Source organism: Mucilaginibacter limnophilus (assembly GCF_004005815.1).
GTDB classification, from domain to species: domain Bacteria; phylum Bacteroidota; class Bacteroidia; order Sphingobacteriales; family Sphingobacteriaceae; genus Mucilaginibacter; species Mucilaginibacter limnophilus.
In genome coordinates, this window is sequence record NZ_SACK01000001.1 from 375554 (window position 1) to 394739 (window position 19186).

A 19186-nucleotide genomic window follows, 5' to 3' on the forward strand; every position below is an offset into this window, starting at 1 on the left:
TACTATGGTTTTTTATAAATCAAAATATAATTTTGATTTTATAATCAATCTAAATTATTTAAAGTAGTTAATAAAATTGGCGTTAAATTAATAAATTGTTAAAATTATGCCGTTTTGTTAAGCGCGTATTAACAATGTTGTAAAAATTTTGAGCATATTTTAAATGTATGTCTCATTAAGTATCTTCGTGGTTATACCCTAATAAAACGGTTTTATTTTTATTATGAATCAAACTGATAGCCCCCAGGGACTTTACCGTCCAGAATTTGAACACGACTCGTGCGGAACCGGCTTTATAACCAATATTAACGGGCATAAAGAACACAGCATTGTAGATAACGCGCTCACTATGTTGGAGAACATGGAGCATCGCGGCGCCTGCGGCTGTGACCCCGAATCGGGCGATGGTGCAGGCATTTTAATACAATTGCCTCACGAACTATTGATGGAAGAATGCTCAAACCTTGAGATCAGCCTGCCCGAACCGGGTGAGTATGGTGTGGGTATGATATTTTTTCCAAAAGACTCGACCCTTAAAAAAGCTTGCCGCGTTATTATTGATAACGCTATTGAAAAACTGGGCCTGCATAAGTTGGGTTACCGTAAGCTGGTTACCGATTCAACAGTAATAGGTGAAACCGCCCGCAGCGCCGAGCCGGATGCCGAGCAGGTATTTGTATCGCGTCCGCACCACATCACCAATATTGATGATTTCGAACGCAAGCTGTATGTACTGCGTCGTTACATTAATAAATCTGTTACCGAGCAATATCCCAAAGCAGGTGAGCATTTTTATTTCACCTCGTTTTCGGCAAAAACTATTATATACAAAGGTCAGCTTACTACTTACCAGTTGCGTAAGTATTTCTCTGATCTTTCCGATCCGCGTGTGGCCTCAGGCTTTGCGTTGATACACTCGCGTTTCTCAACCAACACTTTCCCTTCATGGAAACTGGCACAGCCGTTCCGCCTGATAGCGCATAACGGTGAGATTAATACCCTGACAGGTAACCTTAACTGGTTTTATGCCGGCTTAAAATCATTGGCTTCGTCATACTTTACCGGCGAGGAGATGGAGATGCTGCTGCCGGTGATTGATAATAACCAGTCAGACTCGGCATGCCTTGATAATATCATTGAGATATTGTTGCACACCGGCCGTTCGCTGCCGCATGTAATGATGATGCTGATACCTGAGGCATGGGACGGTAACGAGCAAATGGACCCGATTAAAAAGGCGTTCTACGAATACCACGCTACCCTGATGGAGCCATGGGATGGCCCTGCTGCTATCAGCTTTACCGACGGTAAACTGGTTGGCGCGGTGTTGGATCGTAATGGCCTTCGTCCGCTGCGTTATGCCATTACCAGCACAGGTAAGGTAATTGCCGCTTCAGAAGCCGGTGTATTGGTGATTGACGAGAGCACCGTTATCCAAAAAGGCCGCCTGCAGCCGGGTAAAATGTTGTTGATTGATACAGAACAAGGTAAGATCATCACTGATGAAGAAATTAAACACCAGGTAGCATCGCGTCAACCTTATGGCCGCTGGCTGGAAAATTATAAGATCCGCCTGAACGAACTTAGCGAACCACGTTTAGCGTTTGCTTCACTTAGTGCCGATTCGGTTTACCGTTACCAGCAGGTATTCGGTTACAGCCGCGAGGATATCGATACCATCATTAAACCGATGGCATTGGATGGCAAAGAACCTGTAGGCTCAATGGGTACTGATGTGCCGCTGGCAATATTGTCAGACAAGCCACAGCACCTGTCAAGTTACTTCAAACAATTCTTTGCGCAGGTAACCAACCCGCCTATCGACCCGATACGTGAGCGTTTGGTAATGAGCCTTGCCACCTTTATTGGTAACAACGGCAACCTGCTTGACGAGGATAAAATGCATTGCCATTGCGTAACGCTTAAACATCCGATATTAAAAAATCACCAGCTTGAAAAGCTGCGCAGTATTGATACCGGTTTGTTCCATGCCAAAACGCTGCAAACATATTTTAAGGCTGATGGCCTGCCCGGCTCACTTGAAAAAGGTATAGCAAGGCTTTGCCGTTATGCAGAAGATGCGGTAGATGACGGATTTGAAGTGTTGATCCTGTCTGACCGTGCGGTTGACTCGGAGCACGCGCCAATACCATCATTACTGGCTGTATCAGCAGTACATCACCACCTGATAAAAAGGGGGCGTCGTGGTGCGGTAGGAATCGTAGTTGAATCGGGAGATGTTTGGGAAGTACACCACTTTGCCTGCTTGCTGGCATTCGGTGCTACGGCAATCAACCCATATCTGGCTTTATCAACTATCGAAACAATAAAAGAAAACGGTAGTCTTGAAACAAGCCTTGATGTTAAGCAATTACATAAAAACTATGTAAAATCAGTTAACGACGGCCTGCTTAAGATCTTCTCAAAAATGGGTATATCGACCCTGCAGTCGTACCATGGTTCGCAGGTGTTTGAGATACTTGGTATCAACAAAGAAGTTGTTGACAAGTATTTCAGCGGAGCGGTTAGCCGCATCGGTGGTTTAGGTTTGGACGAAATAGCACGCGAGTCGCTTACCAAGCACCGCATGGGCTTCAACTCAAACAAAACCGACGAAACCCGTTTGTTGCCTGAAGGTGGTATTTACCAGTGGAAACGGAGGGGCGAGGCGCACTTGTTTAACCCGCAAACTGTACACTTGCTGCAGCATGCAACACGTACCAACAATTACGAGATCTATAAAAACTATGCTAAGGTAATTAACGAGCAGGGCGAGAAACATTTTACTATCCGTGGTCTGTTTGATTTCGCGCACCACCGTGAACCGATAAGCATAGATGAGGTTGAACCGGCAGAAAGCATCCTGAAGCGTTTTGCTACAGGTGCTATGTCATTCGGTTCTATTTCGCATGAAGCGCACAGTACGCTTGCTATCGCGATGAACCGCATTGGCGGTAAAAGCAATACCGGCGAAGGGGGTGAGGATGAGATCCGTTACACTCCGCTTGCCAATGGCGACTCAATGCGCTCGGCAATTAAGCAGGTAGCTTCGGCACGTTTTGGGGTAACATCAAATTACCTTACCAACGCGGATGAATTACAGATAAAAATGGCGCAAGGCGCAAAACCGGGCGAAGGTGGTCAGCTGCCTGGCCACAAGGTTGACGACTGGATTGCTAAAACCCGTCACTCTACACCGGGTGTAGGTTTGATCTCGCCGCCGCCGCACCACGATATTTACTCAATTGAAGATTTGGCTCAGCTGATCTTCGACCTTAAAAATGCTAACCGTGCAGCACGTATCAACGTTAAGCTGGTATCAAAAGCAGGTGTAGGTACAATAGCAGCTGGTGTTGCAAAAGCACACGCTGATGTTATTTTAATCGCCGGTTATGACGGTGGTACAGGCGCATCGCCAATAAGCTCGATAAAACACGCAGGCTTACCGTGGGAACTTGGCTTAAGCGAAGCACATCAAACACTGGTTCGCAACAAACTACGCAGCCGTGTGGTATTGCAAACAGACGGTCAGCTGAAAACCGGCCGTGACATTGCTATCGCGACATTATTGGGTGCCGAAGAATGGGGTGTTGCAACTGCGGCCCTTGTTGCAGGCGGCTGTATCATGATGCGTAAATGTCATCTGAATACATGCCCGGTTGGTGTGGCCACTCAAGACCCTGAACTGCGTAAACTGTTCAGCGGCGACCCTGAGCATGTGGTTAACCTGTTTAAGTTTTTGGTACAAGAATTCCGTGAGGTGATGGCCGAACTTGGTTTCCGCACCGTTAACGAGATGGTAGGCCGTGTTCAGTTTCTGAAAGTAAAAGATAACATCAAGAGCTGGAAAGCACGTACAGTTGATCTGTCGGGCATTTTGCATCCGGTTACCAACAGCAAAGGCGCAACGCTGTACAACAGCGAAAGCCAGGATCATGGTATGGCAAACATACTGGATTGGAAACTGCTTGAAGCCGCTAAACCTGCGCTTGAAGATAAAACACCGGTGTATGCTACGTTTGACGCTGTGAATGTCGACCGTACAATCGGTACCATGTTATCAAATGAGATCTCGAAGAAATATGGTTCGGTAGGATTACCTGATAATACCATCAACTTCAAGTTCAAGGGTTCTGCCGGACAAAGCTTTGGTGCGTTTGCAGCAAAAGGTATATCGTTTGAACTGGAAGGTGAAGCTAACGACTACGTAGGCAAAGGCCTGTCGGGTGCGCAACTGGCTATTTATCCGTCAGAAAAAGCAACCTTTAATCCGTCTGAAAATATAATCATCGGTAACGTTGCCTTATATGGTGCTACCTCGGGTGAACTGTTTGTAGGCGGTATGGCCGGCGAACGTTTCGCGGTGCGTAACTCTGGCGCAACTACCGTTGTAGAAGGTATCGGTGATCACGGTTGTGAGTACATGACCGGCGGACGTGCGCTAATCCTTGGTAAAACAGGAAGGAACTTCGCGGCAGGCATGAGTGGCGGTATAGCATGGGTATACAACCCTGATAATACTTTCGCTGAAAACTGCAACATGGAGATGGTTGACCTTGATCCGCTTAGCAATAAGGACGTTGAGGATATACTTACCCTTTTACGTAAACATGTTCAGCTTACCGGAAGCAAAGTTGCACAGGGCTTACTTGACAACTGGAACGAAGTATCAACCCAGTTTGTGAAAGTATATCCGAAAGAGTATAAAAAAGTTATTGAAAAATTAGAATACCAGACTATCGGTTAATAAGATGGGAAAACCAACAGGATTTCAGGAATTTAACAGGGAACTTCCCGCTAAAACGCCGGCAGCCGAGCGTGTTAAAAATTATAATGAGTTTGTAGGTCTGTACAGCGAAGAAAAACTTAATCAGCAGTCGGCCAGGTGTATGAACTGCGGTATACCGTTTTGTCATTCGGGTTGCCCGCTGGGTAATATCATCCCTGAGTTTAATGATGCTGTTTACCGCAAAAACTGGCAGGAGGCCTACCAGATATTATCGTCAACCAACAACTTCCCCGAGTTTACAGGAAGGATATGTCCGGCTCCATGCGAGTCGGCCTGCGTACTGGGCATAAATAAACCGGCGGTTGCTATTGAGGAGATTGAGAAGCATATCATTGAGATTGCTTACTCAAAAAACATGGTGAAACCTACCGCGCCGCTTTACAAAACTGGTAAAAAAGTAGCGGTAGTAGGTTCAGGACCTGCAGGTTTGGCCGCTGCTGCACAACTGGCAAAAGCTGGTCATGCGGTTACGGTTTTCGAGCGTGACGATCATCCGGGTGGCTTGCTGCGTTACGGTATACCCGATTTCAAACTGGAAAAATGGGTTGTTGAACGCCGTGTTAAGGTAATGGAAGAAGATGGTGTTGTATTTAAATGCAATACCGAGGTTGGCAAAGATATTTCTGCAGAAGAACTGGTGCGTAATAACGACGCCGTGGTACTTGCAGGCGGGTCAACCATTCCACGAGACCTGAACATTCCCGGTCGACACTTCAAAGGCATCCATTTCGCTATGGACTTCCTGAAACAACAAAACAAACGTGTTAGCGGCAGCCCGATAACCAACGAAAATATCCTGGCGACCGATAAAGACGTGATCGTGATTGGCGGGGGTGACACCGGCAGCGACTGTGTAGGTACTTCAAATCGTCAGGGCGCACGCTCTATCAAGCAGTTCGAAGTAATGTTTAAACCGGGAGAAAGCCGCCCAAGCAGTATGCCATGGCCAAACTTCCCTGGTCCGGCGGTGTTAAAAACTACCAGCTCACACGAGGAAGGCTGCGAGCGTTTCTGGGGCATCAACACAAAAGAATTTTTGGGTGACGAAGACGGTAACCTGCGTGCTGTAAAAGTGGTTGACCTTGAGTGGGAAGTCGACTTTTTAGGCCGCCCGGTTAAGTTTAAGGAGATTGAAGGCACCGAGCGCGAAATACCTTGTCAGCGTGTATTCCTGGCAATGGGCTTCCTGCACCCGCAGTTTCAAGGTGCTTTGGAAAGCCTTGGCGTTCAACTTGATGAGCGTAAAAACGTACAGGCTAAAGAAGGCGTTTACCGTACCAACGTTAGTAAAGTGTTTGCTGCAGGTGATATGCGCCGCGGACAGTCGCTGGTGGTATGGGCTATTTCTGAAGGCCGCGAAACCGCACGCAAAGTTGATGAGTTCCTGATGGGCCACTCGATACTGGAAAGCAAAGACGGTGTAAACCAATTTGAGCAGGCGTATTAGTGAAGGGTGAGTAGTTAAGGAGAACTAATTGTAAAACTAAATACCAGCCGGATGCATTTGCACCCGGCTTTTTTGTGGCTAATATTTCTTTAGGATCTTTATCCTTTCATATTTAAGTACTCTTGCCGGTTCACCTGCCCCCTTACCGGGATCATAATTTTCCGGATAACCTTTAACTTTATAAAATCGTCCTTTTAAGCTTAGCTGAAATAGATGTTCGCCATCAAGTAAACTATCAGCATTGATTATGCTTGTATTTTTAGGTTCAAGATAAATATATTCATATTCTGATGAATGTTTAAGAGCCCATTGCGCACAGCTACATCCAGTTGCCGCGTAGGCAACTGTTATCGTGGTGTCCTTCACGTCAAGCCGTTTATCTAAGCGTTTATAAGGAAATTTTGTTGTATCCTTTAATATTGGGGTGAAGGTTTCTGCGGATTGATTGGTTTTTGTGCCGTTTTCACATGAATACAAAAGTGTGATCAGCAATACAAGATTCAGAAGGTGTCTGTGATTTAAATACATTTCCTTTCAAATATAATTTATGTGCTGATAATTCCTGTTAACAATAACTTAATGTAACAACCTGGAGGCATTGATTAACTAAATTAGCAAACAGGATATATTTGCTGCATATTAGATTTTAGGTCTAAGAACTAATTCATCATCTATTTACAACTTGTACTATGCGTTTATTTACCGGCATTGCCCTTATTGCCACACTGATGTTTAACAACGAAGCAAAATCACAGCAAAAGTCTTTGTTTTTAGATAATTACAAATTAGCAATTAATGGTAAGGATAAGCTTATCGCTAAAATATATTCTGGTGGTATTGCCAAGGGGGCGAGGTTGGTTGAAGATACTTCAGGCTTGTTTTCTGTAAATAAAGATGGCGAAGTATTGTTAAAGAATGACGCGAAACCATCTGCTGTCAAGTACAATATTACCATTCAATATCAGGATAAAAAGCAGGAATTTGTATTGGTTACCGATAGGTTTAACTATAACAAAGTGGTAGCCCACCGTGGTGCCTGGAAGAACAATGCAGGCAGTCAGAATTCACTAACATCTCTCAGAGATGCTATAAGGCTGGGTTGCGAAGGCTCTGAATTTGATGTATGGTTATCAAAAGATGGCATTCCGGTGCTTTCGCATGACGACCATATTGGTGGCAAAAAGATTGAAGAAACCCCAGTTGCCGAATTACAGGCTATCGAACTAAAAAATGGTGACCATGTGCCTTTATTTGAAGAGTATATTCAGGAAGCTATTAAACAGAACACTACGCACCTGGTGCTTGAACTTAAGCCATCTGGCTTGGGTAAACAACGCGGCGAAGAACTGGCCGAAAAATGTATGGATATCATCCGTAAGTACAAATGCCAGGGCTGGATGCTGTACATCAGTTTTGATTATAATATCTGCAAGAAAATTATTGAACTTGACCCGTTTGCCAAAGTAGCTTACCTCAACGGCGATAAATCTCCTGTCGAACTAAAAGCTGACAAAATGTGGGGGCTTGATTATCATTTCAGTGTGATCGACAAGGATAGCAACCTGATAAACGATGCCCATAAAAACGGGATCGACGTAGATATATGGACTGTGAACGAACCCGAAAAAATGGATGCTTACCTGAAAGCCGGAGCCGATCATATCACTACTAACGAACCGGAGATACTGTTAGAAAAGGTGAAGGGAAAGTAATATCCCATATTTGTGTAGGTGTTGACGTCAACAGAGTCAACAGAGTCAACACCGTCAACAGAGTCAACAGAGTCAACACCGTCAACACCTGGTAAATTGGCCGAACAAGTTACGAAAAGCTTCTTTAGCGGATGGATGCTTCGTTCCTCAGCATGACAAAATTATAATGGATAACAAAAAAGCCCCTTTATCTGGGGCTTCTTTGCGCGTTGGTACAAATAATTTTACTTTTTCGCTTCAGGAGCTTCCAGTAGCTTATGGATCAAATCGGTTACGTCCATCATATGGTGTGCATGTTCTGATTTTTCAATACGTGCTGCAAGATCACTTAATGCTTTTTTTGATTCAGGGGTATCCATAGCGCCGATACGCTGTACAGTGAATTTTAACGCGTTTGGCAATTGTGCCTGCATGGCTATGTTAATAGCACGGTTAATATCCAACGGAACAAGCGGCTCAAATGCGTACCAAACCATCACCGGCAGGTTATGGTCTTCGGCGTCTTCGGCATGCTTGTACAACGCCTCGGCAACATCCCAGCGTTTGGCCGATTGTGTGCGCTGCATTGCTCCGGCCAGGTATAACCTAACCAATGCCGAAGTATCGCTTTTCGCCATATCTGCAAATTTGTCCATCGCTTTATCAGAAGCATTCCGGCCTTCAGATATCAGTTGTACAGCCCATGCACGTATGTATTCGCTTTGGTTCGACAGTAATTTTATCAGGTCTTTTTCATTGGTGCCTTGTGTAGCATGCAATGCCCATAATGCGCGAAGTTTACGGGTATCATCCGGATTGTCGTTCAGGATCTTTTTAAGCGCATTGTGCACTTTTTTATTAGGCCCGCGCATCTCCAGTATCAGGCGTGCCTGCCGCACATACCAGTCGTTCTTGTTAAGTTGATAGTTCACCAGCTCCATATCGGTCGCTTTTGACAGGTCAACCTGTACCCATTTGTCTTTATCGTTACTGATGCGGAAGATACGGCCGAGTACTTTGTTGTGCACATCAGGGTTAGGGCTGTGGCACTGGTTTTTGTCGTACCAGTCAATAGCCCACACCGAGCCGCTGGCATCATAACGGAAGTTTAGCCATTGCGACCAGGTATCATTTGCCATTAAAAAGTCGGGCGCATGTGTGCCCAGATAGCCTGAACCCTTACGTATCAGATGGTCGTTATTTACACGGGCGCCGTGTATGTTATTCATAAACAGGTCGCTTCGGTATTCGGCAGGCCAGTTCTCGCTGCCAAGGTAAACCATAGCTCCCGCATGCGCGTGGCCTCCACCTACAGGCCCCGAACGGAAATTACCCGCGTGCGGACCGCGTTCGCCAATCCAGTGTACGTGATCTGCCATGGTGGTAATGTCAATATAAGTATATGGGTTGGCATGTGGCCCCCACTGGCGGGTGTAACGTCCGCCCGGGAAGATGTTGTACAGATGCGGTATCACGCAGGCCGACACAAAGGCATGGCCGTAATCGTTAAAGTCGATACCCCACGGGTTGCTGGTACCTTCGGCAAATACTTCAAATTTTTTAGTCACGGGGTGATAACGCCAAACGCAGGCATTCAGCTTAACACGCAGGCTGTCGGGAGTGCCCGGTGCGCCTACGCTCGATTGTGTGAATACGCCTTGCGTGCCATACAGCCAACCATCGGGCCCCCATTGGAAGCCGTTAAGCGTTTCGTGGGTGTCTTCAAGGCCCCAGCCATCAAGCAGGGTTTGTACCGGACCAGCAGGCTTATCGGTTTTGATATCCAACGGAATAAACAGCAGGTAAGGCGCGGCGCCTACATAAACGCCGGTTGTATTTACTTCGATGCCGCTTACAAGGTTCAGGCCTTCCATAAACACGGTCTTTTTGTCAAGCGTACCATCTCCGTTGGTGTCTTCAAAGATGAATATCTTATCACGGCCCTGACCCTCAGGCGCACGAACAGGGTAGGTGTGCGATTCAACCACCCAAAGCCTTCCCCGCCAGTCCATACAAAAGGCAATGGGTTTGATAATCTGCGGTTCCGAAGCAGCTAATGTCACCTTAAATCCGGCAGGAACGGTCATTACCTTGGCTGCGCTATCGCCCGATAAACCGGCATATTTTACTACGTCGAGCGGCGGAAGTATGATGATGTCTTCCTGTTTTAGTTCATTAGGAAAGTTGGGGCGTTCGGTATAAAATAAAAAGTCGTCAAAATTGATGTGCGCCATTACATCATTGCGAATATATGGTATCTGTGATATGCCGGTCTCGTTATCAACTAAACGGATGTACATGTCTTTTCCTTTAAGCTTTTGCAGATCAACCACAACAGGCTGCAATGTAGCGCGGCCTGATCCGGTGATTTGAAAGAATACACTGTCATTATCGGCACGAACAAGTTCCACACGTGTATCATGCAGCGCGCCCCCCGAAACGCGGAACGCCGCGTATGGTTGTGTCACCTTAAACGGAACTGAGGTTAACGTACCGGTAAGTTTATGGTTTTTTGTTCCGCCGCTGCTTAAAAAGAAGCGCCCTGCAATGCCTATGCGCATGTTCGCTTCGTGCATAGGGGATGGGTCTTGCGCAATAATCGGGTCTTTAAAAGCGTCGCCTTTTGCTGTCCAATCTTGCAAGGTGCCTGTTTCAAAGTTGAGGTTAAGCGGCTTGCCATTTTTTTGCGGCAGTTGTCCTTTTATGGTGACGATGTTTTCTATAGGCCCTTCAACCACCTCGAATGAGCCAACCATGCCCGCGGCGCGGTGTCCGGGTATCGAGCAAAAATAGGTGTCGTTATTTTGCGCGACAAAGGTGATACTGGTTTTTGAACCTTTTTCAACCAGTACCTTGCTTTTTATGCCCAACTTTTCCATGGTGATATCATGCGTCATGGTTTCGCCGTTCACCAGGTTTATGCGTACACGGTCGCCTTTGTGGGCTTTAAGTATCGGGTTGCGGGTTCCGTCGGTAGCCATGTAGCCAAGCATGGTGGCTTCAAGGGTGTACTCACGGTCGGCCGGTGCAGTGCTGCCTGTTTGTGCCATAGTAGTTGCCGGCACTATGCACATACAAATCAACAAAGCTGAGAGTAATCGTTTAAAGTTCATGTAATTAGAATTATATTGTTGAGTGTGATTGCTTATTTTATTTCCTGAAGGATGATGTCCTTGTATGATACTTCGGTTTTGCCCATACCGTGTAGCTGAAGGGCAATGTGTCCGCTTTGCGGGATGCTTTTGTCGGGCTCGGTATAATCAATGGTTTGCGTGCCATTAAGCGTTATACGGATGTGGCCGTTGTTTGAATACACCTCGTAATCGTTCCACTGGCCGCGGCGCAATGCTTTTTTTATCAGGTTACTATCCGGTGCTACCAGTATCTTATCCCTGCGTGATTCATCATACAAACATCCCCAAAAGCCATCGCCAAGATCGGCCTGATAACCGGTCATTTCATACGGCGGATTACTGATGCGTTTGCTGTGGAACTGAACGCCCGAATTGATGAAACCTTCTGTACCTGATAGTTTAAATTTTAAACGAAGAATGTAATTGCTATAGGTGCCGGTAGTGCTGATGAACTCGTTATGCGGCTGCATCCTGTCGACAGAGCCGCCAATGAGCATGCCGTTACTTATGCGCCAGGTATTTACCGTATCGCCTTCCCAGCCGTTAAACGTTTTACCATCAAACAAGCGGATATTTTTGTATGGCGATACGGATATAAAGCTTGCAAGAAACAATACGGCTAACAATGGCAAAACGTATAATATCTTCATTTTGAAATGGATATTGTTCAATAAATTGGCTGCTGAGCAGATATTGGTTTAAATGATTGTGCAATCGATTGCGATAAAAGTAAGGATTTAATGAGAATAACTGCAAGCAGGTGTTGAAAAGTTTGCCTTTAGTAACGAAATTTTTAACCAACAGGCACATGTATATACAGTGAAAACATTAGCGGGGAAGTGATGTTCTGTTTACAAAACGATCATAATGAAAAGCAGGGCAAGTTTTAAAGGACATCCGCTGCACCCGATTTTGGTTGCGTTTCCAATCGCGTTCCTGATTGGCGCTTTTGTCTTCGATGTGTTGTCGGTTATCAATGATAACGAATCGTTCTGGCAAACGGGTAAATATCTTGCTATCGCCGGAATCGTATCGGCATTGGCTGCCGCTGTTCCGGGCATAATTGATTATTATGCGGTTGTGCCGCCCAAAAGCTCAGGTAAAAAGCGTGCAACTCAGCATGGACTGTTAAATTTTACCGTTGTCATATTTTTCGCAATAGCGCTTTATATACGCAGTAACAGTATAACACCTGTGCTGATACTCGAGGGCATTGGCGTTGTTCTGCTGTTCGTTTCGGGATGGCTTGGCGGTACACTGGTTTACCGTAACCAGATAGGGGTTGACCCTCGTTATGCTAATGCAGGTAAGTGGAAAGAAGCTTATTTCAATCAGGCATCAGGCAGTATTGAGGTTGCTTCTGCAGACGAATTAAAAACCGACCAGATGAAGCTGCTGCATGTAGCTGGCAAACGCATTGTATTGGCAAGAACAGAAAAGGCATACGTCGCATTTGACGACCGCTGCACCCACCGCGGGGCTTCGCTTGCAGGCGGCATGATGATTTGCGGAACGGTGCAGTGCCCATGGCATGGCTCGCAATTCGACTGTACAACCGGCGCGGTAAAGGCCGGCCCGGCTAAAGAGGGGATAAGCACTTATACCGTAAACGAAAGCAGCGGCAAGGTGTACCTGGTGCTGTAATTATTTGTCCGACGGGTTTTTCTTTCCTCCAAGCAGCATTTGCTGCATCTTTTCAATCCGGTTAAGGCGTGTTTGTTCCTGCTTTGCAGTAAGTATCCACAGCACGTATTCCTTTTTATGGGTATAGGCAAGCTTCTCGAAAATATCGATAGCAGTTGTAGTTAATGCGGCTGATAATTCGGGCGGAAGGGTAACAGTCCTTTTTTCAGGATTAATAAACTCTGCAAACTGATTTGCTTTAATCGCCGCGTTATTTGTATCAGATGGTTTAACAAGTTCTACCGGTCTGAAGCGTAATGCCGTCCAGGTATCATCAACTGCTGCGGATTGTACGGGACGCCAGCCTATCTCGTCCATAACGCCCCAGTGGCGGGTCATTTGCAGGTCGGTTGGCAGGGTGTTTTTCTTCGGATACATCACCCAGAAGATAGTATCAGGTTTCAGAAAAGGTTTTAAAGCCTTAAGGGATATTTTCAGCGCTTCGCTATTCTGGACGAATAGTTGAATACCGTTAAGTCCGGCAGTATCAACTGCGTTTATGGTAACGTCTTCAGGTACATCAAGCACGGCGGCATAATTGGCCGGAGGGTTAATTAAAGCCCAGCGGGTGCCGGGTTTCATTTGCAGGCGTTGCGATAGTTTACTCATGGCTTGTGCAATTTGGAAAAAAAGTCCCAAAGCACAATGCCCGCCGAAACTACAATGTTAAAAGAATGCTTGGTGCCAAACTGGGGTATCTCAATACACGCGTCGATATTTTTCATTACCTCATCGCTCACGCCGTTTACCTCGTTACCGAATATCAGCGCATACCTTTCACCTTGAACAGGAATGAAGCTATCGAGCATAATGCTGTTCTCGGCCTGTTCAATGGCGATGATCTTGTAGCCTGCGGCACGCAACTCATTTACCGCTTCAATGGTATCCGCATAATATTTCCAGCTGATAGATTGTGTGGCCCCCAGGGCGGTTTTTTCTATCTCACGGTGTGGCGGCTGCGCGCTGATACCGCAGAGTATCAACTGCTCAACCGCAAAACCATCAGACGTGCGAAACACCGAACCAATATTATGCATGCTGCGGATGTTATCCAACACTACGGTTACGGGCAGTTTATCCTGTACTTTAAATTCGTCAACCGTCGCCCGGTTCAGTTCATCAAGTTTTAGTTTGCGCATGGTAATTAATTACCGCAAATGTAAAACTAAAAATCAACTGCCTGCTTCAGTAAGCCAACGCCATCGCCAATAAGCGAGCTGTAAACTGATGGCGCGTACCCAATTTTATCTGTGTAGTATTGTATAAGCTCGGTGCTGAACTTATTAAAAGCATCTTTTTTAACCAAAGCAATAGCGCATCCGCCGAAGCCTGCGCCGGTCATACGCGCGCCTGCCACATCCGGGTTGGTTTTGCTGTATTCGGCTACGGCGTCAAGTTCTTTTCCGCTAACCTCATACAGGTCGCGCAGCGAATCATGCGAAGCATACATCAGCCTGCCGAATTCGTCAAGGTTATGTTGTGACAATACTTCGGCGGCAAGTTTCACACGGTCGTTTTCTTCAATAACGTGACGTGCACGATTTTTAACGACTTCGTTATCTATCAAATGCTCGTATTTATTAAAGGTATCGGCATCGATATCACAAAGGTTTACTATTTGCAGCTCCTGTTGTAAAGTTTTCAAAGCAGCCGCGCATTCCTGCACACGCTCGTTGTATTTTGATTCGGCGAGTTTACGGGGTTTATTGGTGTTGATGATGGCCAGCAGGTAATCGCCAAGGTTGGTATCAACAGGAGTATAGTCAAGGGTTGCACAGTTAAGCATCAGCGCCTTGTTCTTTTCGCCGAAGGCAACGGCAAACTGGTCCATAATGCCGCAGTTAACACCGATGAATTTATTTTCAACATTTTGCGATAACTGTACCAACTGCAGCTTGGTAAAACCGGCGTTAAACAGGTGGTTCAGCGCGAAAGCGGTAACCACTTCAATTGATGCTGATGACGAAAGGCCCGAGCCGATTGGAATATCGCCGTAAAAAAGCATATCCAGGCCCTGCAACTGATGGCCTTGTTGTATAAAGTAATTGAAAACACCCAGCGGGTAGTTGAACCAGCTTTCGCCGGTTTTAGTGTAGCTTTCCTGCACAGGTATGTCAGCCTGTTCTTTAAAATCAAGGCTGCGGAAACGAAAAACGCCCTCATTGTTCGGCGATACTAACAGGTACGTGCCAAAGGTAATAGCACATGGAAGTACAAGGCCGCCGTTATAGTCAATATGCTCACCTATAAGGTTTACACGTCCCGGAGAGAAAAATTCGTGTTCGGCGTTTTTGTTGTAAATAGTATAAAACTCCTGCTGCAGTTGCTCCTTCATAATTTAGTGTGAAAATGTTAGTAACAGCAAATATATGTAAAAAATACAGTTATTATATTTTTGTTAAAAAAACGTTGTATAAAATCTGTTACCAAGCTATTTAAGTGAAACATCAGTTTGCAAATGTTGTTTCAAAACTGATAAGTTTGACCTGTTATGAACCAATACGTAGTTACCGCTTATGATTATACCGATGCCGACGCTTTACAGCGCCGCATGAACGTGCGCCCGCATCATTTTGACGGTGCGCGTGAACTTAAAGCATCAGGTAACTTTATTGCAGGAGGAGCTATACTGAACACTGAAGGAAAGATGATAGGTTCGGTAATGATGCTGCAGTTTGAAACTGAAGAAGAACTGGAAGCCTGGAAACAGCGTGAGCCCTATATCACCCAAAAGGTTTGGGAAACCGTGGATGTAAAACCTTTCCGTTTAGCCGATATTTAACGGTAAACAAACAATTATAAACTTGATGAAAACATTATTTAAAACCGCGGCCTTCGCCGTTTGCATACTATTTACAGGCTTCCTATCAGCCTATAGCAAAAATCCGCAAAGCTATTACATTCTGAAAGTGTATCATTATAAAACGCCGCAGCAAGAGGCGGCGCTGCACCAATACCTTGAAAAAGCGTACCTGCCTGCACTCCACCGCAATGGTGTTAAACAAGCAGGTGTGTTTGGCACTTTCGGGCAAGACACTACCGACCGTCGTATTTATGTATTTATCCCGGTTGCATCTCTTGATAAAGCCGGCAGCCTTGATGAAAAGGTATCGGCAGATAAAGCTTACACTACAGCTGCAGGCAGCTATGTAAACGCTGCCTATAATGCTTCGCCATACAACCGTTTGGAAGTGATTATCCTGAAAGCCTTTTCGGGTATGCCTTCACCGGCTGTGCCTGCGCTTACCGGCAACAAGGCCGACAGGGTGTATGAACTGCGCAGCTATGAAAGTGCTACCGAAAAATATCACGAAAATAAAGTGGCCATGTTTAACGCGGGAGATGAGATAGCTATATTCAAGCGTTTAGGTTTTAATGCAGTATTTTACAGTCAGGTGGTTGCGGGTAGCCGTATGCCTAACCTGATGTACATGACCGTTCATGCCGATGCCGCGGCACGTGAAGCCAATTGGAAAGCTTTTGGTAACGACGCGGCATGGAAAACGCTGAGCGCTAAAGAAGAATATAAAAACAATGTGTCTAAAATTGATATTACCTTCCTGAAATCTGCTGAGTATTCTGATTTTTGAGGTTTAAAAACTTTCTTTCTAATTTATTCTCAACTAAAGTCATATCTTTAGCTACGAATACTTCTCAGGCGTAAATGCAGGAAACCAATACTAATTTTTCTTTTCTGGCTGATGGTGGTGAGTGCGGCGATCTGATACGTAGCATCAATTGGAGCGAAACCTCACTTGGCCCTGTAGACGAATGGCCGCAAATACTTAAAACCACTTTAGGTCTTATCCTGCATACTAAGTTCCCGATGTTTCTTTTCTGGGGACCTGAGCTTATATGTTTTTATAACGACGCTTACCGCCCAAGCCTGGGCTACAACGGTAAGCATCCTGCTGCCATGGGGCAAAAAGGGGAAGAGTGCTGGCCCGAAATATGGGATTTTATAAAGCCCTTAATTGATAATGTACTTGAAAAGGGCCAGGCCAGCTGGTATGAAGATCAGCTACTGCCCATTTATCGTAACGGCAGGCTCGAAGATGTTTATTGGACATTTAGTTACAGCCCGGTATTTGATGAAACCGGAAAGGCTGCCGGTGTTTTTGTTACCTGTAATGAAACTACCGAAAAAGTTAAAACATTAAGCCGGCTTGAAGAAAGCCGCGACGAGCTTGAATTTGCTATTGATGCAGGTGAATTAGGTACCTGGGATTATAATCCTGTAACCAATAAGTTTTTTGGCAACGCACGTCTTAAAAGCTGGTTTGGCCTACCTGCTGATGCCGAACTTGATTTAACTACAGCCTTAAACGCTATTGCTGAAAAAGACAGAGCCCGGGTTACTCAAGCTATTGAGCAGTCACTGCAAAAATCATCAGGAGGCGGTTATGATGTTTCATATACCATTATTAACCCGGTTACGCGTCAGGAGCGGTTTGTAAGGGCTAAGGGTAAAGCCTTTTTTAATGATACCGGTGATGCTTATCGCCTTAACGGCACTGTACAGGATATTACTGATGATAGCATAGCCCGGCGTCAGCTTGTTGCCAGCGAAAGCAATTTTAAGGCGATGGTTTTACAGGCGCCTGTAGCTATGTGTGTGCTTAAGGGACCGAAATTTATAGTAGAGGTTGCCAACGATCCAATATATGAGCTTTGGGGTAAAACAGCTGAACAAATGCTGAATAAACCATTGTTTGACGGATTATCAGAAGTTAAAGGGCAGGGGCTGGAAGAACTATTAATCGGGGTGCTTACAACCGGTGAGCGATTTGTTGCTAACGAACGCCCGGTGGCTTTACCACGCGGGGATGTAATGGAAATACATTACCTTAATTTTGTTTATGCACCCTTCAGGAATGAAGACGAAATAATAGGTGTTATAGCAGTAGCTACAGATGTTACTGAACAAGTACTGTCAAGTCAAAAGATTCAGGATGCCGAAGAACGCGCCCGATTGGCTATGGATGCCGTGGAAATGGGGACATATGATCTTGATTTTGTAACCTCAGGTATTATCACATCACCAAGGTTTGATCAGATATTCGGGTTAAATGTCAGTAGTACACACCGCGATTACGTTTCAGTAATACATCCGGAAGACCTTGAAACACGTCGTATTGCACATGAAGTAGCATTAAAAACAGGACGTCTTAAGTATATTGCACGTGTCATCTGGCCCGATAACTCTATCCGCTGGATGCGTGCTGTTGGTAAAGTTATATATGATGATAACGGAACCCCGCTGCGTTTATTAGGAACCGCTGTGGACATTACCGAAAGCAAACAGGCCGAAGAAGAACTGCGCGAAATAAACCAGCGGCTTGAGTTAGCGCTTGAAGCCGGTAATCTGGGATCGTATGAACTGAACATTGAAACTGGTGAGATTATTTGTAACGAGCAGTTCAAATCAGACTTTGGCTTGAAAGACCGTGAACAATTCACGTTCAGTGATTTAATAAATACCGTTGCACCTGCATTTCGTGAAAGGGTAAGGGCGGCTGTAGGTTCGGCTATCAAAAACAAAAATTCGTATAACGAGGAGTTCCAGATCATCTGCCCGGATGGAAGCGTACACTGGATAAGAGCATCGGGAAAAGTGCGTTATACCAACGAAGGCAAACCCGCGCTGATAATAGGTGTAAGCTTTGATATCACCGATCATAAAAATCTTCAGCAGCAAAAGGATGATTTCATCAGCATTGCCAGTCATGAACTTAAAACGCCTGTTACCAGCATAAAAGCCTACACCCAGGTACTCGAGCGTATGCTGAAGCAAAAAGGCGATGAGCGGGAAGCTGCCATGATAGCCAAGATGGACGCGCAGGTAAACCGCCTTACCAGCCTGATAGGTGATCTGCTGGATGTTACCAAGATCAATTCGGGTAAGCTTCAGTTTAACGACAGGGTTTTTGCCTTTAATGAATTGGTTGCTGAAGTAATTGAAGAGCTGCAGCGCACTACCGAAAAACATGTGCTTATCAACAATGTAAACTATACAGGCACTGTACATGCCGACCGCGACCGTATTGCGCAGGTTATTACCAATTTGATATCAAATGCTATCAAGTACTCACCTCTGCCCGGCAATATCATCGTTAGCTCAATATCAACTGAAAACGAAGTTCAGCTTTGCGTGCAGGATTTTGGTGTAGGTATACCTGCTGATAAGCAGGAGCTTGTTTTTGAGCAGTTTTATCGAGTTAGCGGCGATAAACAACATACCTTCCCGGGCCTTGGTTTAGGCCTTTATATCTCATCAGAAATTCTCAAACGCGAGAATGGCCGGATATGGGTAAACAGCGTTGAAGGCAAGGGCTCAACTTTTTGTTTTGCTTTGCCGGCATCACCTGTAACCCAGGCTTAATTAAATCAATATTATTCTTAATTTTCTTCTGAAAATATTCAGGTGCAGGCAACCCTTTGC

At 45.4% G+C, this 19186-nt stretch carries 13 protein-coding genes; 7 read left to right on the forward strand and 6 right to left on the reverse strand.

Going from position 1 to position 19186, the window contains the following annotated elements:
• The first annotated feature begins 223 nt into the window (after nucleotides 1-223).
• Nucleotides 224-4747: a glutamate synthase large subunit gene (gltB, locus tag EOD41_RS01725; RefSeq protein ID WP_127703052.1), complete on the forward strand. Its 4524-nt coding sequence runs from the start codon at nucleotides 224-226 to the stop codon at nucleotides 4745-4747.
• Between the two features lie 4 nt (nucleotides 4748-4751).
• The gene (locus tag EOD41_RS01730) at nucleotides 4752-6236 is read left to right on the forward strand and encodes a glutamate synthase subunit beta (RefSeq protein ID WP_127703053.1); all 1485 of its coding nucleotides are present in this window, start codon (nucleotides 4752-4754) and stop codon (nucleotides 6234-6236) included.
• A gap of 78 nt (nucleotides 6237-6314) precedes the next feature.
• On the opposite strand, the gene EOD41_RS01735 is transcribed toward EOD41_RS01730, so the two are convergent.
• The gene (locus tag EOD41_RS01735; protein WP_127703054.1) at nucleotides 6315-6728 is read right to left on the reverse strand and encodes a hypothetical protein; all 414 of its coding nucleotides are present in this window, start codon (nucleotides 6726-6728) and stop codon (nucleotides 6315-6317) included.
• 197 nt (nucleotides 6729-6925) lie between these two features.
• Between EOD41_RS01735 and EOD41_RS01740 the strand changes: the two genes are divergently transcribed.
• A complete protein-coding gene (locus EOD41_RS01740; protein WP_127703055.1) occupies nucleotides 6926-7948 on the forward strand; it encodes a glycerophosphodiester phosphodiesterase in 1023 nt (340 codons plus the stop codon).
• A 224-nt stretch (nucleotides 7949-8172) separates the two neighbouring features.
• Here the strand turns inward: EOD41_RS01740 and EOD41_RS01745 are convergent, their stop codons facing one another.
• Both EOD41_RS01745 and EOD41_RS01750 read right to left on the reverse strand, forming a co-directional pair.
• The gene (locus EOD41_RS01745; protein WP_127703056.1) at nucleotides 8173-11040 is read right to left on the reverse strand and encodes a PVC-type heme-binding CxxCH protein; all 2868 of its coding nucleotides are present in this window, start codon (nucleotides 11038-11040) and stop codon (nucleotides 8173-8175) included.
• A 32-nt stretch (nucleotides 11041-11072) separates the two neighbouring features.
• A complete protein-coding gene (locus EOD41_RS01750) occupies nucleotides 11073-11711 on the reverse strand; it encodes a 3-keto-disaccharide hydrolase (protein ID WP_127703057.1) in 639 nt (212 codons plus the stop codon).
• A 217-nt stretch (nucleotides 11712-11928) separates the two neighbouring features.
• Here EOD41_RS01750 and EOD41_RS01755 point away from each other — a divergent pair, with 217 nt between their 5' ends.
• Nucleotides 11929-12705: a DUF2231 domain-containing protein gene (locus tag EOD41_RS01755; RefSeq protein ID WP_127703058.1), complete on the forward strand. Its 777-nt coding sequence runs from the start codon at nucleotides 11929-11931 to the stop codon at nucleotides 12703-12705.
• On the opposite strand, the gene EOD41_RS01760 is transcribed toward EOD41_RS01755, so the two are convergent.
• Genes EOD41_RS01760 through EOD41_RS01770 form a run of 3 tightly spaced genes read right to left on the reverse strand, consistent with a single transcriptional unit; the run spans nucleotide 12706 to nucleotide 15079 of the window.
• Nucleotides 12706-13353: a YdeI/OmpD-associated family protein gene (locus EOD41_RS01760; protein WP_127703059.1), complete on the reverse strand. Its 648-nt coding sequence runs from the start codon at nucleotides 13351-13353 to the stop codon at nucleotides 12706-12708.
• Nucleotides 13350-13883 (reverse strand): RNA methyltransferase, encoded by a 534-nt coding sequence (locus EOD41_RS01765; protein WP_127703060.1) that lies wholly within the window; start codon nucleotides 13881-13883, stop codon nucleotides 13350-13352. Before EOD41_RS01765 ends, EOD41_RS01760 begins: the two co-directional genes overlap by 4 nt.
• A gap of 26 nt (nucleotides 13884-13909) precedes the next feature.
• Nucleotides 13910-15079: a galactokinase gene (locus EOD41_RS01770; protein WP_127703061.1), complete on the reverse strand. Its 1170-nt coding sequence runs from the start codon at nucleotides 15077-15079 to the stop codon at nucleotides 13910-13912.
• Between the two features lie 156 nt (nucleotides 15080-15235).
• On the opposite strand from EOD41_RS01770, the gene EOD41_RS01775 reads away from it, so the two are divergent.
• The 3 genes from EOD41_RS01775 to EOD41_RS01785 all read left to right on the forward strand — a co-directional run bounded on the left by EOD41_RS01775 (nucleotide 15236) and on the right by EOD41_RS01785 (nucleotide 19126).
• The gene (locus tag EOD41_RS01775; RefSeq protein ID WP_127703062.1) at nucleotides 15236-15526 is read left to right on the forward strand and encodes a YciI family protein; all 291 of its coding nucleotides are present in this window, start codon (nucleotides 15236-15238) and stop codon (nucleotides 15524-15526) included.
• A gap of 25 nt (nucleotides 15527-15551) precedes the next feature.
• A complete protein-coding gene (locus EOD41_RS01780; protein ID WP_127703063.1) occupies nucleotides 15552-16334 on the forward strand; it encodes an NIPSNAP family protein in 783 nt (260 codons plus the stop codon).
• Between the two features lie 74 nt (nucleotides 16335-16408).
• Nucleotides 16409-19126, forward strand: coding sequence for a PAS domain-containing protein (locus tag EOD41_RS01785; protein ID WP_127703064.1), 2718 nt, complete (start codon nucleotides 16409-16411; stop codon nucleotides 19124-19126).
• Nucleotides 19127-19186: the final 60 nt, after the last annotated feature.